Genomic DNA, 17,255 nt, shown 5'->3' on the forward strand with positions numbered 1-17,255 from the left:
TTCCCGACCAAGGAGACATCATGACCGCTGCAACCGCCACTGATCTGACCGCCGGCACCTGGGCCATCGACCCGGTGCATTCTTCGATCAACTTCTCTGTCCGGCATCTGATGGTGAGCAAGGTTCGCGGCAGCTTTGAGACCTTCAGCGGCGCGATCGTCGTCGCCGAGGACGGCACGCCGTCGGTGACCGCCACCATCGACGTCAACTCGATCAACACGCGCAACGAGCAGCGCGACGCGCACGTGCGGTCCGCCGACTTCTTCGACGCCGAGAACCACCCGACGGCCACGTTCGCGTCGACCGGGGTTCGGCGCGACGGTGACGACTATGTCGTCGACGGCGACTTCACCCTCAAGGGAGTCACCAAGCCCGTCTCGCTGAAGCTCGAGTACAACGGCGTCAACCCCGGTATGGGCCAGGGGCCGGTAGCCGGCTTCGAGGCCTCGGTCGTGTTGAACCGCAAGGACTTCGGCATCGACATCGAGCTGCCGCTGGAGACCGGTGGCACCGTCGTCGGCGACAAGGTGACCATCACCCTCGAGATCGAGGCGCTCAAGCAGGCCTGATTCTCTCCGCACCGATCACCGGCGTGGCGCGCGAGCGTCACGCCGGTGTGGTTTCGTGCGGATGCCGGCGGATGTGCGACTCCGCGCGCATCCGATCGACCATGTGCGGGTAGTGCAGCTCGAATGCCGGGCGCTCGGAACGGATCCGGGGCAGTTCGGTGAAGTTGTGTCGTGGCGGCGGGCACGACGTGGCCCACTCGAGGGAATTGCCGTAGCCCCAAGGATCGTCGACGGTGACGGGCTCGCCGTAGCGCCAGCTCTTGAAGACGTTCCAGACGAACGGCAGCATCGACAGCCCGAGGATGAAGGAGCCGATGGTGGACACCACATTGAGTGTGGTGAATCCGTCGCTGGACAGGTAGTCGGCGTAGCGCCGGGGCATGCCCTCGTTGCCGAGCCAGTGCTGCACCAGGAATGTGGTGTGGAACCCGATGAGGGTCAACCAGAAGTGCAGCTTGCCGAGGCGCTCGTCGAGCAGCCGGCCGGTCATCTTGGGGAACCAGAAGTACACACCTCCGAACGTCGCGAACACGATGGTGCCGAACAGCACGTAATGGAAGTGCGCCACCAGAAAATACGTGTCGGTGACGTGGAAATCGATCGGCGGGCTGGCCAGCATCACCCCGGAGAGCCCGCCGAGCAGAAAGGTGACCATGAAGCCCACCGAGAACAGCATCGGTGTTTCAAAGGTCAACTGGCCCTTCCACATCGTGCCGATCCAGTTGAAGAACTTGATGCCCGTGGGCACCGCGATCATGTACGACATGAACGAGAAGAACGGCAGCAGAACGGCTCCCGTGGCGAACATGTGGTGCGCCCACACCGCCATCGACAGGGCCGCGATGCTGACGGTGGCATAGACCAACGTGGTGTAGCCGAAGACCGGCTTACGGCTGAACACCGGGATGATCTCGGTGACGATGCCGAAGAACGGCAACGCGACGATGTACACCTCGGGGTGGCCGAAGAACCAGAACAGGTGCTGCCACAAGATGACTCCGCCGTTGGCCGGGTCGTAGATGTGTGCGCCCAGGTGACGGTCGGCGGCCAGGCCGAACAGTGCGGACGTCAGCAGTGGGAACACCAGCAGCGCCAGGATGCTGGTGATGAAGATGTTCCACGTGAAGATGGGCATCCGGAACATCGTCATTCCGGGGGCCCGCATGCAGACCACGGTGGTGATCATGTTGACCGCCCCGAAGATGGTGCCGAGGCCGCCGACGGCCAGGCCCAGGATCCACAGATCTGCGCCCGCGCCCGGAGAGTGCAGTGCATCGCTGAGCGGGGTGTAGGCCGTCCAGCCGAAGTCGGGGGCGCCACTGGGTGTGATGAATCCCGAGATCGTTATCAACCCGCCAAAGGCGAAGAGCCAGAACGACAATGCGTTCAGGCGGGGAAACGCGACATCGGGCGCTCCGATCTGCAATGGGAGAACCAGGTTGGCGAAGCCGAACACGATCGGCGTCGCGTAGAACAGCAGCATCACCGTGCCGTGCATGGTGAACAGCTGGTTGTACTGCTCGTTGGACAGGAACTGCAGACCGGGTTGCGCGAGCTCGGTGCGCATCAGCAGGGCCATCAGGCCACCGGTGAAGAAGAACGAGAAGCACGCGACCATGTACATGATCCCGATGAGCTTGTGATCGGTGGTGGTGATCAGCTTGTAGACCAGGTTGCCTCGCGGGCCGACACGTGCCGGGTACGGGCGCTGCGGCAGAAGCGAAGGCGGGATTCTCTCTGCCAGGGTCATCGCTCGCCTCCTGCCTAGTTTTTACAACTCGATCTTGTATAAACTATCCTCGTGACGTACGTGATCGGCAAGCCCTGCGTAGACGTGATGGACCGAGCTTGCGTGGACGAGTGCCCCGTCGACTGCATCTACGAAGGCGCCCGGGCGCTCTACATCCATCCCGATGAATGTGTCGATTGCGGTGCCTGCGAACCGGTCTGCCCGGTCGAGGCCATCTACTACGAAGACGATCTGCCCACGGACCTCGTGCCGTACCAGGCTGACAACGCGGCCTTCTTCACCGAAACGCTGCCCGGTCGTGACGTGCCCCTGGGGTCGCCCGGCGGCGCCGCCAAGCTGGGACCGGTCGCCGCAGACGCGCCTCTGGTGGCGAGTCTTCCGCCGCGGGACCAGCCATGAGCGTGCCGGTAGGTGGCCTCGCCGACCTCGCCGACCTCGCCGACCTCGCCGATCGGGACGACGTGTATGCCCTGCTGGCGCGGTTCTACGGCCGCGCGTTGGTCGACGACCTGTTGGCGGGCCCGTTCACCGATGTTCGGGAGAAGGGGCTGGACTCGCATCTTCCGGTGATGTGTGACTTCTGGGAGACGCTGCTGTTCCGGGCTGGGCGCTACCGCGGCAGTGCGTTGGTGGTGCACCGGTTCGTGCACCGCGACCATCCGCTGACGTACCGACACTTCATCCGATGGCTGACCCTGTGGCTGGCGACGGTGGACGAAATGTATTGCGGGCCCGTTGCGGAACAGGCCAAGACCCAGGCCCGCCGGATCGCCTGGGCGATGCACCGAAGGCTCACGGGAACGGACGCTCCGGAACTCGACGCCTTCGTCCGGGACGAACTGGCAGCGCGGGCCTGACGGCTACAGTCGCGCGGCCAGTTCCGTACCTTGCTTGATGGCCCGTTTGGCATCCAGTTCGGCGGCGAGCGCGGCACCGCCGATGATGTGCGGCTGGATACCGTTGCGGCGCAGTCCCTCTTCGAGATCGCGCACCGATTCTTGACCGGCGCAGATCACCACGCTGTCGACCGCCAGTACCCGCGCGTCGGAGTGGTCTGGTCCGAAGCTGATGTGCAGACCCTCGTCATCGATGCGCTCGTAGTTCACCCCGGAAAGCTGGTGTACACCTTTGGCTTTCAGTGACGCGCGGTGCACCCAGCCGCTGGTCTTGCCCAACGTGCGGCCCTGTGGGCCCTTGGTACGTTGCAGCAGGTACACCTCGCGCACCGCGGGCGCAGGCAGCGGGGTGGTGAGCGCGCCGCGCGCTTCCTGGGGGTCGGCCGCGCCCCACTCTGCTTTCCACTCCTTGAGATTCAGGGTCGGCGACAACTCGGTGGTCAGGAACTCGCTGACGTCGAATCCGATCCCGCCCGCACCGATGACGGCCACCGATGCGCCTACCGGTGCCCCGGTGATGGCCTGGGCATAGGTGAGCACCTTGGGATGGTCGATGCCGGGGATGTCGGGCAACCGCGGTGTGACCCCGGTGGCGAGTACCACGTCGTCGAATCCGGTCAGTTCCTCGACGCCCACGCGGGTTCCGAGCCGCACCTCGACTCCGTGCTTGTCCAGCATGCGGCTGTAGTAGCGGATCGTCTCATTGAACTCTTCCTTGCCGGGAATCCTTCTGGCCAAGTCGAATTGACCGCCCACCACGCTGCCCGCCTCGAAGAGTGTGACCCGGTGGCCGCGCTGGGCCGAGCTGACCGCGGTGGCCAGGCCCGCCGGGCCTGCGCCCACGACGGCCACCGAACGGGCCCGCCGGGTGGGGCTCAGTAGCAGGGTGGTTTCCCGTCCCGCCCGTGGATTGAGCAGGCACGACACGTTCTTGTGGACGAAGGCGTGGTCGAGACAGGCCTGGTTGCAGGCGATGCAGGTGTTGATTTCGTCGGCGGAGTCGGCGGCCGCCTTGTTCACCCAATCGGGATCGCTCAGCAGCGGTCGGGCCATCGAGATCAGCTGGACATGAGTGTCAGTCAGAATCTGTTCGGCGGCCTGCGGCATGTTGATCCGGTTGGACGCGACCACAGGGATGGTGACGTGTTCGGCGACCGCACTGCTGATGCCGACGAATGCCGCATTGGGCACCGAGGTGACGATCGTCGGCACCCGGGCTTCATGCCAGCCGAAGCCGGAGTTGATCATCGTCGCCCCCGCCGCCTCGATTTCGGTTGCGAGCGCGACGATCTCGTCCCAGCTCTGACCGTCCTCGACGTAGTCGGCCATCGACATCCGGTAGCAGGCGATGAAGTCGGTGCCGACGGCCTCGCGCACCCTCCGCACGATTTCGACCGGGAATCGTCGCCGCTTCTCGGGGGTGCCGCCCCAGGCATCGGTGCGCTTGTTGGTGCGTGGCGCCAGGAACTGGTTGAGCAGATAACCCTCGCTGCCCATGATCTCGACACCGTCGTAGCCGGCGTCGCGGGCCAGCAGTGCGCAGCGGACGAAGTCGTCGATGGTGCCTTGGATATCGCGCAGTGCCCGGGGTCGAAACGGGTTGATGGGCGCCTTGATCGACGATGCGCTGACCGAAAGCGGGTGATAAGCATAGCGTCCGGCGTGCAGGATCTGCAGAAGAATCTTGCCGTCGGCCTCGTGCACGGCCGCGGTGATGCGGCGGTGCCTGCGTGCCTCGGCTGACGACACCAGCTGCGACGCGAGCGGCAGCAACCAGCCCGTCCGGTTGGGGGCGTAGCCACCGGTGATGATCAGCCCGACGCCGCCGCGGGCCCGTTCGGCGAAATATTCGGCGAGCTGGTCGGTGTCGCGGGCGCGGTCCTCCAGGCCGGTGTGCATCGAGCCCATCACCACGCGGTTGCGCAGTGTGGTGTAGCCGAGGTCCAGCGGTGCCAACAGGTTCGGATAGCTCATCGGGATCCTTCCGCAACTACAGGGTTCGAGAACTACAGGGCGTCCAGAACTTCGGAAAGCCACTCCAGTGAGCTCTCCTCGGCACGCATTCCGCCGCGCAACACCAGGTACTGGTGCAGCGCACTGCCCTGCAGTGCCGACGGATCGGGAAACTGTCGCTTCTGGTAGCCGCGGTAGGTGTCGAGCAAGGCCACCCGCTCGGAGCGCAGCGCCTCGATCTGCTCGCGCAGCGCGCAGAGATCGCCGTGGGCCGCGCCGCGGACCTTGACGGCCAGGTCGCGCGTGCGGGTGTCCGCGGTCGAGCCGGCCCGGCCTGCCGGGGGTTTCGGCAGTGGTTCGGCGATCCAGCGGGCCAGCTCTTCGCGCCCGGCGTCGGACACGGTGTACACCTTCTTGTCCGGTCTGCCGTACTGCACGACGGGGGTGACATGGACCCAGCCGTCGTTCTCCATGGCCCGCAACGTTCGGTAGATCTGCTGGTGCGAGGCCGCCCAGAAGTAACCGATCGACCGGTCGAAGCGGCGGGTCAGCTCATAGCCCGAACCGGACTGTTCGCTCAACGACACCAGGATGGCGTGGGGGAGGGCCATGCCCGGAGCTTAGGTGGGACCGCTGGTCCTATGCAACTAGGTGCAGTGGGGCGGAGTGCATAGGCGTGGCGACTGGTCGAGCTGTATCTGCAACGTTTAGTATCAGTAACCGCGAGCCACCCTTAACTGTGGCGCGCGAAGTTAGGACACACTGAGACGAGCGTCCCGGAATGTGTAACGCATACTGGCGCGCGGGATCACGAGTCCTGACCGAGCCCGACCAGCAGCCCACTGGACAGGAGACACATCAGTGACGTACGTCATTGCCGAACCCTGCGTCGACGTCAAAGACAAGGCGTGCATCGAGGAATGCCCTGTCGATTGCATCTACGAGGGTGGACGCATGCTGTACATCCACCCCGACGAGTGCGTGGACTGCGGTGCATGCGAACCGGTCTGCCCGGTCGAGGCCATCTACTACGAAGACGATGTGCCGGACCAGTGGGCCAGCTACACGCAGAGCAACGCGGACTTCTTCACCGAGCTGGGCTCGCCGGGCGGTGCTTCCAAGGTCGGCATGACCGACAACGACCCGCAGGCCATCAAGGATCTTCCGCCGCAGGGTGAGGACTGATCCTGCCGTTCCCGTCCCGCTCTGACGTGGCGCGTACCCCGCGCTCGGCCGCTCTGCCGGAGTTCCCCTGGGACACCCTGGCCGAGGTGACGGCCCGCGCCCGTTCGCATCCCGACGGCATCGTCGACCTGTCGGTGGGGACCCCGGTGGATCCGGTGGCCCCGCTGATCCGCGAGGCACTCGCGTCGGCGAGTGCCTCGCCCGGGTATCCGACGACCGCTGGTACGCCGGCGCTCCGGGCGTCGGCGACGGCTGCGTTGCGGCGCCGCTACGGCATCACCGAGCTGGCGCCCGACGCTGTCCTTCCGGTCATCGGCACCAAAGAGTTGATCGCCTGGCTTCCGACACTGCTGGGCCTCGGTTCCGGCGACACGGTCGTGGTCCCCGAGCTCGCGTACCCCACCTATGAGGTCGGCGCGCGCCTGGCCGGAGCACAGGTGGTTCGGGCCGACGCGCTGACCCAGCTCGGCCCGCAGGTGCCTGCCCTGATCTTCCTCAACTCGCCGAGCAATCCGACCGGCCGCGTGCTGGGCGTCGACCACCTGCGCAAGGTGGTGACGTGGGCACGTGAACGCGGCGTCCTCGTCGCGTCCGACGAGTGCTATCTCGGGCTCAGCTGGGATGCCGACCCGGTCAGCGTGCTGCACCCGTCGGTCAGCGACGGTGACCACACCGGGCTTCTGGCTATCCACTCGCTGTCCAAGACGTCGTCCCTGGCCGGCTATCGGGCGGGTTTCGTCGCCGGGGATCCTGCGGTGGTCGCCGAGTTGCTGGCGGTGCGCAAGCACGCAGGCATGATCGTCCCGACGCCGGTGCAGGCGGCGATGGTCGCGGCCCTCGACGACGACGAACACGAAGCCCTGCAGCGGGATCGGTATGCGCGTCGCCGCGCGATGCTGCTGCCGGCACTGCGGTCGGCCGGGTTCACGGTCGAACATTCTGAGGCCGGGCTCTACCTGTGGGCGAGCCGCGGCGAGCCGTGCCGGGACACCGTCGCGTGGTTGGCCGAACGTGGCATCCTGGTCGCGCCAGGCGAGTTCTACGGCCCGGCCGGTGCACAGTATGTGCGGGTCGCGTTGACGGCCACCGACGAACGCATCGACGCCGCCGTCGCCCGCCTCGCCTGATCCCTGCTCTCTGCGGCCGAATGGCCAGTTGTCACCCGCGATCTGCGGAAAAGCGTGCAACAACTGGCCATTCGACGCCTACCCAGCAGCTGGCTATCCCTCGAAGCCGTGGTAGTGCATCACGTGCTTGATGCGGGTGTAATCCTCGAGCCCGTACATCGACAGGTCCTTGCCGTAGCCGGAGTGTTTGAAACCACCGTGCGGCATCTCGGCGACCAGCGGGATGTGGGTGTTGATCCACACGCAGCCGAAGTCCAGTCGGGCCGACATCCGCGCCGCGACATCGACATTGCGCGTCCACACCGATGAGGCCAGCCCGTATTCGGTGCCGTTGGCGTATGCCAGTGCCTCGTCTTCGGTGCTGAACTTCTGCGCGGTGACGACGGGCCCGAAGATCTCGGTCTGGATCAACTCGTCGTCCTGGCGCAGATCGGCGATCAGCGTGGGTTCGAAGAAGAAACCGGCGCCCTCCTTCTTCTTGCCGCCGGCCAGCACCCGGGCATGCTCGGGCGCCCGTGAGACCAGGCCCGAGACGTGGGCCAGCTGGTTGGGATTGTTGATCGGGCCGAACAGGATGTCCTCGTCGTTGGGGTCGTAGCCGGTCTTGGTGGCGGCGACCGATTCGGTCATGGCTGCCAGCAGCTCGTCGTAGATGCCTTCTTGCACGATCATCCGGGTGGCGGCGGTGCAGTCCTGGCCGGCGTTGAAATAGCCTGCGGCTGTGACGCCCTCGACGACAGCGGCGATGTCGGCGTCGTTGAACACCACCACGGGAGCCTTGCCGCCGAGCTCGAGATGGGCCCGCTTGAGGTCCTGCGCGGCGCTCGTGGCCACCGCGACACCGGCGCGGGTCGACCCGGTGATCGACACCAGCTGGGGCACCGGGTGTGCGGTCAGCGCGGCACCGGTGTCCCGGTCGCCGCAGACCAGGTTGCACACCCCGGGCGGGAAGATCTCCTGCATCTTCTCGACCATCCAGTACGACGACGCCGGAGTGGTGTCCGACGGCTTGAGCACCACGGTGCACCCGGCGGCCAGCGCCGGCGCGAACTTCCACACCGACATCATCATCGGGTAGTTCCACGGCGCGACCTGGGCCACCGGCCCGACCGGTTCGCGTCGGATGGACGACGTGTGACCGCGCATGTACTCGCCCTGCGACCGGCCCTCCAGCACCCTGGCGGCGCCGGCGAAGAACCGGATCTGATCGAGCATCGGCGGAATCTCCTCCGACGCGGTCAGCGAGACCGGCTTACCGGTGTTCTCGCACTCGATGGCGATGAGCTCGTCGGCGTTCTCCTCGATGACGTCGGCGAGCTTGAGCAGCGCCCGCTGTCGCTCACTGGGAGTGGACCAGCGCCAGGTCTCGAACGCCTTACCGGCCGCCTGGAACGCCAGATCCACGTCAACCGCAGACGAATTCGGCGCCGAGGCGAACACCTCGCCGGTGGACGGGTTGACGATGTCCATCATCTGACCGTCCGAGGCGGTCTGGATTTCTCCGTTGATGACGTTGTGGATGACTTTTTTGTCCGACATGAACATGACTCCGATCAGTGAGGGTGGTGACAGGCGGATGGTGGGGTCGGCTCGACATCGAGAGCCGGATTACGGTCGAAGAAGCCGGCGGGTTTGAGCCAGAAGGAGACGGCGTCCACCGGCATGATCGGCCATTCCTCCGGCCGCGGGATGTGGTGGATGCCGAAGGTGTACCAGAGCACGACGTCGGTGTTGTCGATCGGCCGGTTGGCCGCAGTCCATTCCGGCAGTCCGAGTCCCGGGCCGCTCTGGTTGACGAATTCGCCTGACGGCCAGCGCTCGTCGGGGCTGTTTGGCGTGACCCAGAGCGTATGGGCGATGGCCTCGGCGCGCCGGAAGATGGGAGAGGCGGGGTCGAACATCGCGGGGAAGGCGGCGCCGGGCACCAGCTTGTAGGACGGGTGGGTACCCAAGCCGTTGGTGGTGTTCTCGTTGACCACCTTCCAGGCCCGCTGGGTGTCCCAGTTGTAGTCCTGCTTGCCCTCGGACTCGGTGCGCAGCGCAGTGTTCTTCTGCCGCAAGGACAATCCGTACGGGTTGTCCGGACCTATCGGTTCGATCTCGGTTTCGGTGGCGTAGACGGTGTTGTCGGCTCCGTCCACGTCGAGGTCCAGACGGGCGGTGATGAAGTGCTGGTGGAACGGCGCGTAGGTGTTGTTGTCCACCAGTGTGCCGTGCGGGTGCTCCTCACCGTCGCGTAGATGCGTGGTGACCATCAAACCCGTTGCGCGGATCTCACATTCGATGTTGCCGTCCTGGTAGAACCGCCAGTACACGAGATATTCGTAGTTGGCGACAGTCATGTGGCTGGACACCGTGAGCCTGCGCATGCGGCGCACGTCGGCGCTGCCGCCGTGCTCCACGTGCTTCCACAGCACCGCGTTGTCTTCCTCGTGGATGCAGATCGCGTTGCGGATCGGATACGGCTCGCCCTTGGTGTCGTGCAACACCGCGTCGAGATAGCGGATCTCACCGAGGCAGTCGCAGCCCAGCTCCAGCGAGGTGGTCATGAACCCGATGCCCCACTCCCCGATGTCGAAGGCGGTGCGCCGGTAGTGGTCCGGGCAGTGGTCGCGGTAGGGCACCGCCATCTCGGCCAGCGACATTCGATGCGCGATGGGTCGCACCCGGCCGTGGTCGTTGTAGCTCACGGTGTGCAGCGTCATGCCCTCGCGGTAGTTGAAACCGACTCGCAGCGACCAGTTCTGCCATTGCAGCAGGTTGCCGGCTAGGGTGAACGACGGGCCTTCGGGCTGGGTGATGTCCAGGGGTTTCAACGGTGGGCGAGTGCTGGACTCGCGCAGTTGCGCAGGGATGTTGGCGGGCTTGTACTCGGCCATCACCTCCGGGATGTCGATCGGCTCGCCTTCTTCGATCTCCAGCAGCTCCATCGTGTTCATGTCGACGACGCAGTGGAATCCACGTAGGTGGTGCGCGTAGATGTTGGCGCCGCCGGGGGATCGCAGCCAGGTGTCGGTCCAGCCGAGCCGCCTGCCCTTGTAGCGCTCCGGGATCAGGATGTCGCCGTAGGTCCAGACGTCCATGAACACCATGTCCATGTCGGTGACACCGCGCCGGGCCAACGCGGCGATCACGTCGGGGTGGGTGCGCATCGCCCGGTCGCACTCGTCCCATTCGTCGACCGTGAAGTTGGCCTGCACACCCGGTAGATGCGTCCAGCTCAGAACCGCATCGTCGGTGAGCGAGACGGTGGCCTTGTAGGTGCTGTTGGAGTCGCGGTGGAAGCACACCACGAGAGCGCGGCGCTCGGGTGCCGTACCCGTCGTGTCGTACGCGGTGAGCTGTTGTTTGTCGGGTTCGACGAGCTCGATGGACGCGAACCGCCACCGGTCGTCCACACCACGGTCACGCCGCACGATGGCAGCAACCTGCCGAAATTCCTCCGGGCCCAGCGGATCAAGTGGGTGAAACGTCCGAACGACGGTGTCAGTCATCGACCCTCCGATGTGATTAAGTTCACGATCTGGATCAGTATGCGAGGGGTGCGATGTTTGCACAGCTGCCGAATTGGCCAGTCAGGCGTGCGGCGATAGACGTTCCGTCTAAACGGCCAGGGCGGCGCAGGCGCGCAGCGTCGCGGCGAGGTACGTCGCGTCCTGCGCTGCCGGCCACGACGACATCTTGACCACGACGGTGCGCGAGGCCCGATCGACGTACACCAGCTGGCCATGAATGCCCAGGCACAGCAGCACCGGTCCGGACGCCCTGCGGTAGAACCAGAACTGGTTGCGGTACCAGCCGCCGGGCAGCATCGGCTCGTTGTCGGTGAGTGCGAACGCTTCGCGCACATCCGGTGTGGGATCGAAGGTCTCGGCGAGCCAGCGGGCCGGGATGACCCGCCGGCCGTCCCGGGCGACTCCGTCGTCGAGAATCAACTGACCGAACCGGCCGAGATCGCGCAAGGTGGCACAGATTCCGCCGTCGTGTACAGCGGCGCCCACCGCGTCGCAGACCACCTCGGCGTCGTACTCGGCGCCCATGGGCTGCCAGATCAACGTTGAGATCAAGTCGGCCATGCGCACACCCGCGGCGCGTTCGCACATCCAGCCGAGCATGTCGGTGTCGCAGGACCGGTAGGTGAACTCGCCACCGTGCGGGCCACCGGAACCGATCTGGCGCAGGTAGGCATATCCGCCGACGACATCCTCGGGCTGTAGCGGAGCCCATCCCACCGAACGTTCCATCTGCCGAACCTCAGAATCGGGCGCGGTGTACGCCTCACTGAACGCGACGCCCGTCCGCATGTCGAGCACGTTGCGCAGGGTCGCCCCGGCATAGCCACAGTCGGCGACCTCGGGTACGTATTCGGTGACCGGGGCGTCCGGGTCGAGGGTGCCGCGTTCGACCAGGATGCCGGCGACGCATCCGACGAGCGACTTGGACACCGACATCAACAGATGCCTGCTCGATTCGGTCATCGCGCCGAGATACTGCTCGGCGACGATGTGTCCGTCGCGCAGCACCAGCAGTCCGTCGGTGTGGGTCGCGGCGAACACCTCCGATGCGGTGACCTCCCCGCCGTCGGGCCAGATGACCGTCGGGTCGCCCAGTGGTGCATCGTGTTTCGGCAGCGAAGAGCAGTGCCCGCCGGCAGGGATGCGGTGCGTCGGCAACAGTTCACGCAGGTGCTGGAACGCCCACCGCAGATACTGCGGTTCCTGCCAGTTGGCGATGGTGACCTGATCTTCGGACGCCGGTGGGAACCCTGTCATGGGCTCGGCCTGGTCGTGCATGGCAGGAGATGGTACTGCCGGATCGGAGGAATCATGCGTGCTCTCGCCTACGATCGGCCTGTGGAGGTTAACGCCGACAACTGGCAGCAACCGCCGTTCAACCGGTGGGCGTACTGGCATATCGAAGATATCTTGCCGACGCAGCCGATACCTCGCGGCACCGGCCCGGTCCGCGCGTTACCCGCCGTCGAGGCCCTTGATCCGTTGGAAGTCAATGTCATTCGGTCCGACGGCGAAGAGGCCACGGTCGCCGACGTGCTGGCGGACACCTACACGGACGCTTACGTGGTGCTGCAGGACGGTGGTCTGGTCACCGAATGGTACGGCGCGGAGGGGGCCGCTGACCGTCCTCACGCGACGATGTCGATCACCAAGTCCGTCGTCGGCGCGGTGGCCGGCGTTCTGGTGGACCGCGGACTGCTCGACGTCGGCCTGCCCGTCACCGACATCGTCGGTGAACTGGCGGGCAGTGGCTACGCCGGTGCGACGGTGCGCGACATTCTCGACATGCGCAGCGGTGTGCTGTTCCGCGAGGACTACACCGACCCGCAGTCCGAGGTTCGGCTACTCAGCGATTGGTTGGGAACGCGCGGGCTTTACGAATATCTGGTCGGGTTGTCGGCCGAGGCGCCGCACGGACAACGATTTCTGTACCGCTCAGCGGAATCCGATGTATTGGGCTGGGTGTGTGAGCGGGTATCGGGCACGCCGATGGCCGAGTTGATCTCGACGCTGATCTGGGAACCGATGGGTGCCGAGTTCGATGCCGAGATACTGTGCGACACAGTCGGTACCGCGATCCACGATGGTGGGCTGTGTGCTACAGCGCGGGATCTGGCGCGCTTCGGTCAACTGCTTCTGGACGGCGGTGTGGTTCCCGACGACGGCGACGACGGGGTGCGCACCGTGATCGGGCCGCGCTGGCTGCGCGCGGCCTGGGCCGTCGACGCCGATGCCCGGTCGGTGTTCATCGAGTCGCCGAACGAGGTGTCGATGCCGGGCGGCTGGTATCGCAATCAGTTGTGGTTCCGCCCGGGTCTATTTGGAGATGTGTTGCTTTGCTTGGGAATTCACGGGCAGATGATTCACGTCAGCCGACGCACCCGGACTGTCTGCGTGAAGTTCTCGACGTGGCCGCAGGCCCAGGAACCCCGCTTCATGCAGGACACTCTGCGGGCGTTCGATGCGGTCGGAGGGGCGTTGAGCGGCCGCCAGCGCATGGGAGACAAACACCGTCTGCCCGGCATCGTCTCGGGTATGACGCGGCATTCGGGCGCCGGCAATCCCGACCAGTCTTGAACGGTTCTGTCGAATGTCCGCCCACAGCGCCGAGTTCGTCTTAGTCTGAGCGTCCGTCACATGTGAATCGAAGCCGGCTGGCGATGCGGGAGGTTGCAATGGCGAAACGGGTTTCTACGGCGAGCAAGGCCGCCAAAGCGCCCGCGGCGCGTAAAGCTGCGAAAGCGCCTGCGGCGCAGAAGGTCACGAAACCCGCGGTGCGCAAGGCGGCCGCCAAGAAGGCGCCTGCAGCCAAGCGGGAACCGGCTCGTACCGCGCCCGCCAACAAGGGCACCGCAACTACTGCGGCGGCCAAGAAGAGCGCCGCGACCAAACCCGCTGCCAAGTCTGCCGCCAAAAAGACTGCGGCCAAGAAGGCACCCGCCGCCAAGAAGGCACCCGCCGCCAAGAAGGCACCCGCCGCCAAGAAGGTGACTGCGGCCAAGAAAGCCCCCGCCGCCAAGAAGGCACCGGTACGCAGGACCGCCAAAGCGACAGCCGCCAAGAAAGCGACCAAGGCGACCGCCCGCAAGGGTCCGCTCGGCGGCAAGACCCTCAACGGAATCTCCGAGATCCGTACCTTCTTCCGCACCAACACCCAGCCGATCTACTTCGTCGGCCCGACGGCCTTCAATCTGCTCGGCATCGACCGCTGGGTGCGCAACTTCCAATACATCACCTACTACGACTCCTGGGACGGCGCGCATCCGCGGGTGTTCGCGCCGAAGAACAAGCCCTATGTCGAGTTCGAGTCCAGCGAACACATCAACAACTATCTGCTGCGTGACCCCGAGGTGCGGGCCTATCTGAAGCGGCGCGGCGGCACGCCGATGGTCGCGATGGTCTTCTTCGACGAGGAGACCGAGCAGATCTGCGAAGAGCTCGGTTACAAGCTGATCCTGCCGCCGGATTCGCTGCGGCGGCGGCTGGACTCGAAGATCGTCACCACCGAGCTGGGTAATGAGGCCGGTGCGCCGTCGGTGCCCAACGTGCTCGGTAAGGCGAACAACTACACGCAACTGCGACGCCTTGCGGGCAAACAGCGACTGGGCTCGGACCTGGTGGTGCAGACGCCTTACGGCGACTCCGGCAAGACCACGTTCTTCATCAAGTCGAAGGCGGACTGGGACAAAGACGCCGCGGACATGGTCGGCCAGGAACTCAAGGTGATGAAGCGCATCAACAACAAGGCCGCCGCGGTGGAGGCCTGCATCACCAAGCACGGCACCATCGTCGGACCGTTCATGACCGACCTCACCGGATATCCAGAACTGACGCCCTATAAGGGTGGGTGGTGCGGCAATGACCTGTTCCCTGAAGCGCTTTCGGATGAGCAGCGCGCCACCGCGATCAGCCATGTCCGCAAGATGGGGGACCGGTTGGCCAAGGAGGGTTACCGCGGCTTCCTCGAGATCGATGTGCTCATCGACCTCGACACCGACGAGGTGTACCTGGGTGAGATCAACCCGCGCATCTCGGGCGCCTCGTCGATGACCAACGTGACTGCCGGTGCCTACGCCGACGTACCGCTGTTCCTGTTCCACCTTCTCGAATTCATGGACGTGGACTACACCATCAACGTCGAGGAGATCAACGACCGGTGGCGGGATCTCGCGGCGGTCGACGTGTGGTCGCAGCTGATCATGAAGGAACCGAACAAGACCGTGGAGCGGATTCTGGCCGCACCGAAGACCGGGACCTGGCACCTCGACGACGACGGTGTGTTGACCTTCGCTCAGGTGGTCAATGACTGGCATGACATCACCGGCGAGGACGAAGCCTTCTTCCTCAGGGTTTACGGCGAAGGCGATTACCGGTTCAAGGGCGCCGATCTGGGGATCCTGGTGACGAAAGGCCGGATGCAGACCGCCGAAGGACTGACGCCGCGGTGCCTGCACTACATCGAGGGCATCCGCGACGCTTACCAATCCGAGCCACTGCCCGATCCTCCCGCGGTCCATCCCGTCGCCTATGTGAAGTAAGCGCTGCCGATCCGAGCGATCGGAGAGTTCGCGGCGAAGCCGTCGTCACGTTGGAGCCCGCGTTCGGTGCGGGAGATGGTGGTGGGCCAGCGCGGCTTTCGGTGTCGAGTCAGCGTTCGCGATCACCGAGACTGACCACAGGGACAAATTCCGCGGAGCTTTTGTCCCTGACGTGAATGTCGGTACCCAGGGCCGACCGGCGAACGCGCCGATTGGTGGTGGTGCCCACCCTTCAACCCCAACCACCACCGTCGCCCATTTAGTTTCTGTACAAATCGTCGTGGATGAACATGGATGCCCTCCATTTTGTACATCCAGTGATGCACTGTTCCTGCCTAAAGTCAGGGACATGACTGTCGTCGACACTCGCCAAGACCGCCCGAGCAGCGTGCGCCGGGTCGTCACCGCGATCCCCGGCCCTCGCTCGGTCGAACTGGCCGACCGCCGTGCCGCTGCACTGCCCGCCGGGCTCACCAGCTCGTCGGCCGTCTACGCCGAACGGGCCGCCGATGGCGTCTTGGTTGATGTGGACGGCAACTCGTTCATCGACCTCGGTAGCGGTATCGCCGTCACGACCGTCGGCAACAGCGCGCCGCGGGTCGTGGAGCGCGCGGCCGCGCAGCTCGAGCGATTCACTCACACTTGCTTCCTCGTCAACGGCTACGAGAGCTACCTGGAGGTGTGCGAGACCCTGAACCGGCTGACTCCCGGGGACCACCAGAAGCGCAGCGCCTTGTTCAACACCGGCGCCGAGGCGGTCGAGAACGCGGTCAAGTACGCGCGCGTGGCCACCGGCCGCCCCGCCGTTGTGGTGTTCGACCATGCCTTCCACGGTCGCAGCCTGCTCACCATGACCATGACGGCCAAGAACATGCCGTACAAGAACAACTTTGGGCCGTTTGCGCCTGAGGTGTACCGGGTGCCGATGGCCTACCCGTACCGGTGGCCGAGCGGGCCGGACAACGCGGCCGCCGAGGCCTTCGAAGAGTTCCGGCTCGTGGTCGACACCCAGATCGGCGCCGGTTCCGTTGCCGCAGTGGTGGTCGAGCCCATCCAGGGCGAGGGCGGATTCATCGTTCCCGCAGCGGGATTCCTGCGTCAGGTCGCCGAATTCTGCGCCGAGCGGGGCATCCTGCTGATCGCCGACGAAGTGCAGACCGGCATCGCCCGCACCGGCCACTGGTTCGCCAGCGAACACGAAGGCATCGTTCCCGACCTCATCACGACGGCGAAGGGTCTCGGCGGCGGACTGCCGCTGGCCGCGGTGACCGGCCGTGCCGAGGTGATGGACGCCGCGCATGCCGGAGGCATCGGCGGAACCTACAGCGGCAACCCCGTCGCGTGCGAGGCGGCACTGGGAGTCTTCGAGACCATCGAGTCCGAAGACCTGCTGACCCGGGCCCGCCGGATCGGCGACATTCTGCAGGCCGAGCTGGCCGACATCGCCGCCGGAACCAACGTCATCGGTGACGTCCGCGGCCGCGGAGCGATGATCGCCGCCGAATTCGTCACGGGTGATGCCTTGACGCCCAATCGCGACGCGGTGGCCGAGATCGTGCGCTACGCGCAGGACAACGGTGTACTGACGTTGAGCGCAGGCACATTCGGCAATGTGCTGAGATTCCTTCCGCCACTGACCATCCCGGACGAATTGCTGCGCGAGGGGCTCGGCGTGATCCGCGACGCAGTGGCCCGGATCTGATCCGGATCTGAAAGGACTAC

General features: G+C 65.4%; 14 protein-coding genes. 8 read left to right on the forward strand and 6 right to left on the reverse strand.

The genetic code is table 11. The features are described 5' to 3' along the window. Positions 1-20 precede the first annotated feature (20 nt). The gene (locus BTO20_RS08910) at positions 21-569 is read left to right on the forward strand and encodes a YceI family protein (protein ID WP_064947418.1); all 549 of its coding nucleotides are present in this window, start codon (positions 21-23) and stop codon (positions 567-569) included. Positions 570-606: 37 nt separating this feature from the next. Here the strand turns inward: BTO20_RS08910 and ctaD are convergent, their stop codons facing one another. Then, positions 607-2,319, reverse strand: coding sequence for an aa3-type cytochrome oxidase subunit I (gene ctaD / locus BTO20_RS08915; protein WP_087075116.1), 1,713 nt, complete (start codon positions 2,317-2,319; stop codon positions 607-609). 51 nt (positions 2,320-2,370) lie between these two features. Between ctaD and fdxA (BTO20_RS08920) the strand changes: the two genes are divergently transcribed. Beyond that, positions 2,371-2,718 carry a ferredoxin gene (fdxA, locus tag BTO20_RS08920; RefSeq protein WP_087075118.1) on the forward strand — a complete coding sequence of 116 codons (348 nt, stop codon included), beginning with the start codon at positions 2,371-2,373 and terminating at the stop codon, positions 2,716-2,718. After that, positions 2,715-3,176, forward strand: a complete 462-nt coding sequence (locus tag BTO20_RS08925) for a group III truncated hemoglobin (RefSeq protein ID WP_087075120.1) — start codon at positions 2,715-2,717, stop codon at positions 3,174-3,176. Before fdxA (BTO20_RS08920) ends, BTO20_RS08925 begins: the two co-directional genes overlap by 4 nt. 3 nt (positions 3,177-3,179) lie before the next feature. On the opposite strand, the gene BTO20_RS41075 is transcribed toward BTO20_RS08925, so the two are convergent. Next, positions 3,180-5,195 carry an NADPH-dependent 2,4-dienoyl-CoA reductase gene (locus tag BTO20_RS41075; protein ID WP_198344483.1) on the reverse strand — a complete coding sequence of 672 codons (2,016 nt, stop codon included), beginning with the start codon at positions 5,193-5,195 and terminating at the stop codon, positions 3,180-3,182. A 26-nt stretch (positions 5,196-5,221) separates the two neighbouring features. Further along, positions 5,222-5,779 carry a PadR family transcriptional regulator gene (locus BTO20_RS08935; RefSeq protein ID WP_087075124.1) on the reverse strand — a complete coding sequence of 186 codons (558 nt, stop codon included), beginning with the start codon at positions 5,777-5,779 and terminating at the stop codon, positions 5,222-5,224. Positions 5,780-6,029: 250 nt separating this feature from the next. Between BTO20_RS08935 and fdxA (BTO20_RS08940) the strand changes: the two genes are divergently transcribed. Together fdxA (BTO20_RS08940) and dapC are read left to right on the forward strand one after the other, a co-directional pair. After that, positions 6,030-6,353 (forward strand): ferredoxin, encoded by a 324-nt coding sequence (gene fdxA / locus BTO20_RS08940; RefSeq protein WP_083170889.1) that lies wholly within the window; start codon positions 6,030-6,032, stop codon positions 6,351-6,353. A gap of 26 nt (positions 6,354-6,379) precedes the next feature. Next, positions 6,380-7,480 carry a succinyldiaminopimelate transaminase gene (dapC, locus tag BTO20_RS08945; protein WP_087075126.1) on the forward strand — a complete coding sequence of 367 codons (1,101 nt, stop codon included), beginning with the start codon at positions 6,380-6,382 and terminating at the stop codon, positions 7,478-7,480. Between the two features lie 93 nt (positions 7,481-7,573). Here dapC and BTO20_RS08950 read toward each other — a convergent pair whose 3' ends face one another. The 3 genes from BTO20_RS08950 to BTO20_RS08960 form a co-directional block, all read right to left on the reverse strand. Beyond that, entirely contained in the window at positions 7,574-9,019 is a 1,446-nt protein-coding gene (locus BTO20_RS08950; protein ID WP_087081836.1) for a gamma-aminobutyraldehyde dehydrogenase, read from the reverse strand. Between the two features lie 14 nt (positions 9,020-9,033). Then, positions 9,034-10,974, reverse strand: a complete 1,941-nt coding sequence (locus tag BTO20_RS08955; RefSeq protein ID WP_087075128.1) for a primary-amine oxidase — start codon at positions 10,972-10,974, stop codon at positions 9,034-9,036. Between the two features lie 108 nt (positions 10,975-11,082). Next, positions 11,083-12,273 carry a serine hydrolase domain-containing protein gene (locus tag BTO20_RS08960; RefSeq protein ID WP_198344305.1) on the reverse strand — a complete coding sequence of 397 codons (1,191 nt, stop codon included), beginning with the start codon at positions 12,271-12,273 and terminating at the stop codon, positions 11,083-11,085. 60 nt (positions 12,274-12,333) lie between these two features. Between BTO20_RS08960 and BTO20_RS08965 the strand changes: the two genes are divergently transcribed. The 3 genes from BTO20_RS08965 (at position 12,334) to gabT (ending at position 17,235) form a co-directional block, all read left to right on the forward strand. Beyond that, on the forward strand, positions 12,334-13,572 hold the full coding sequence (locus BTO20_RS08965) for a serine hydrolase domain-containing protein (protein ID WP_157680172.1): 1,239 nt from the start codon (positions 12,334-12,336) through the stop codon (positions 13,570-13,572). Between the two features lie 410 nt (positions 13,573-13,982). Further along, complete coding sequence (locus tag BTO20_RS08975) at positions 13,983-15,533, forward strand: biotin carboxylase (RefSeq protein WP_087075134.1); 1,551 nt, start codon at positions 13,983-13,985, stop codon at positions 15,531-15,533. Positions 15,534-15,882: 349 nt separating this feature from the next. Then, positions 15,883-17,235: a 4-aminobutyrate--2-oxoglutarate transaminase gene (gene gabT / locus BTO20_RS08980; protein WP_087075136.1), complete on the forward strand. Its 1,353-nt coding sequence runs from the start codon at positions 15,883-15,885 to the stop codon at positions 17,233-17,235. The last annotated feature ends 20 nt before the right edge of the window (positions 17,236-17,255 follow it).

This window comes from Mycobacterium dioxanotrophicus, assembly GCF_002157835.1.
In the GTDB taxonomy this organism is placed as follows: domain Bacteria; phylum Actinomycetota; class Actinomycetes; order Mycobacteriales; family Mycobacteriaceae; genus Mycobacterium; species Mycobacterium dioxanotrophicus.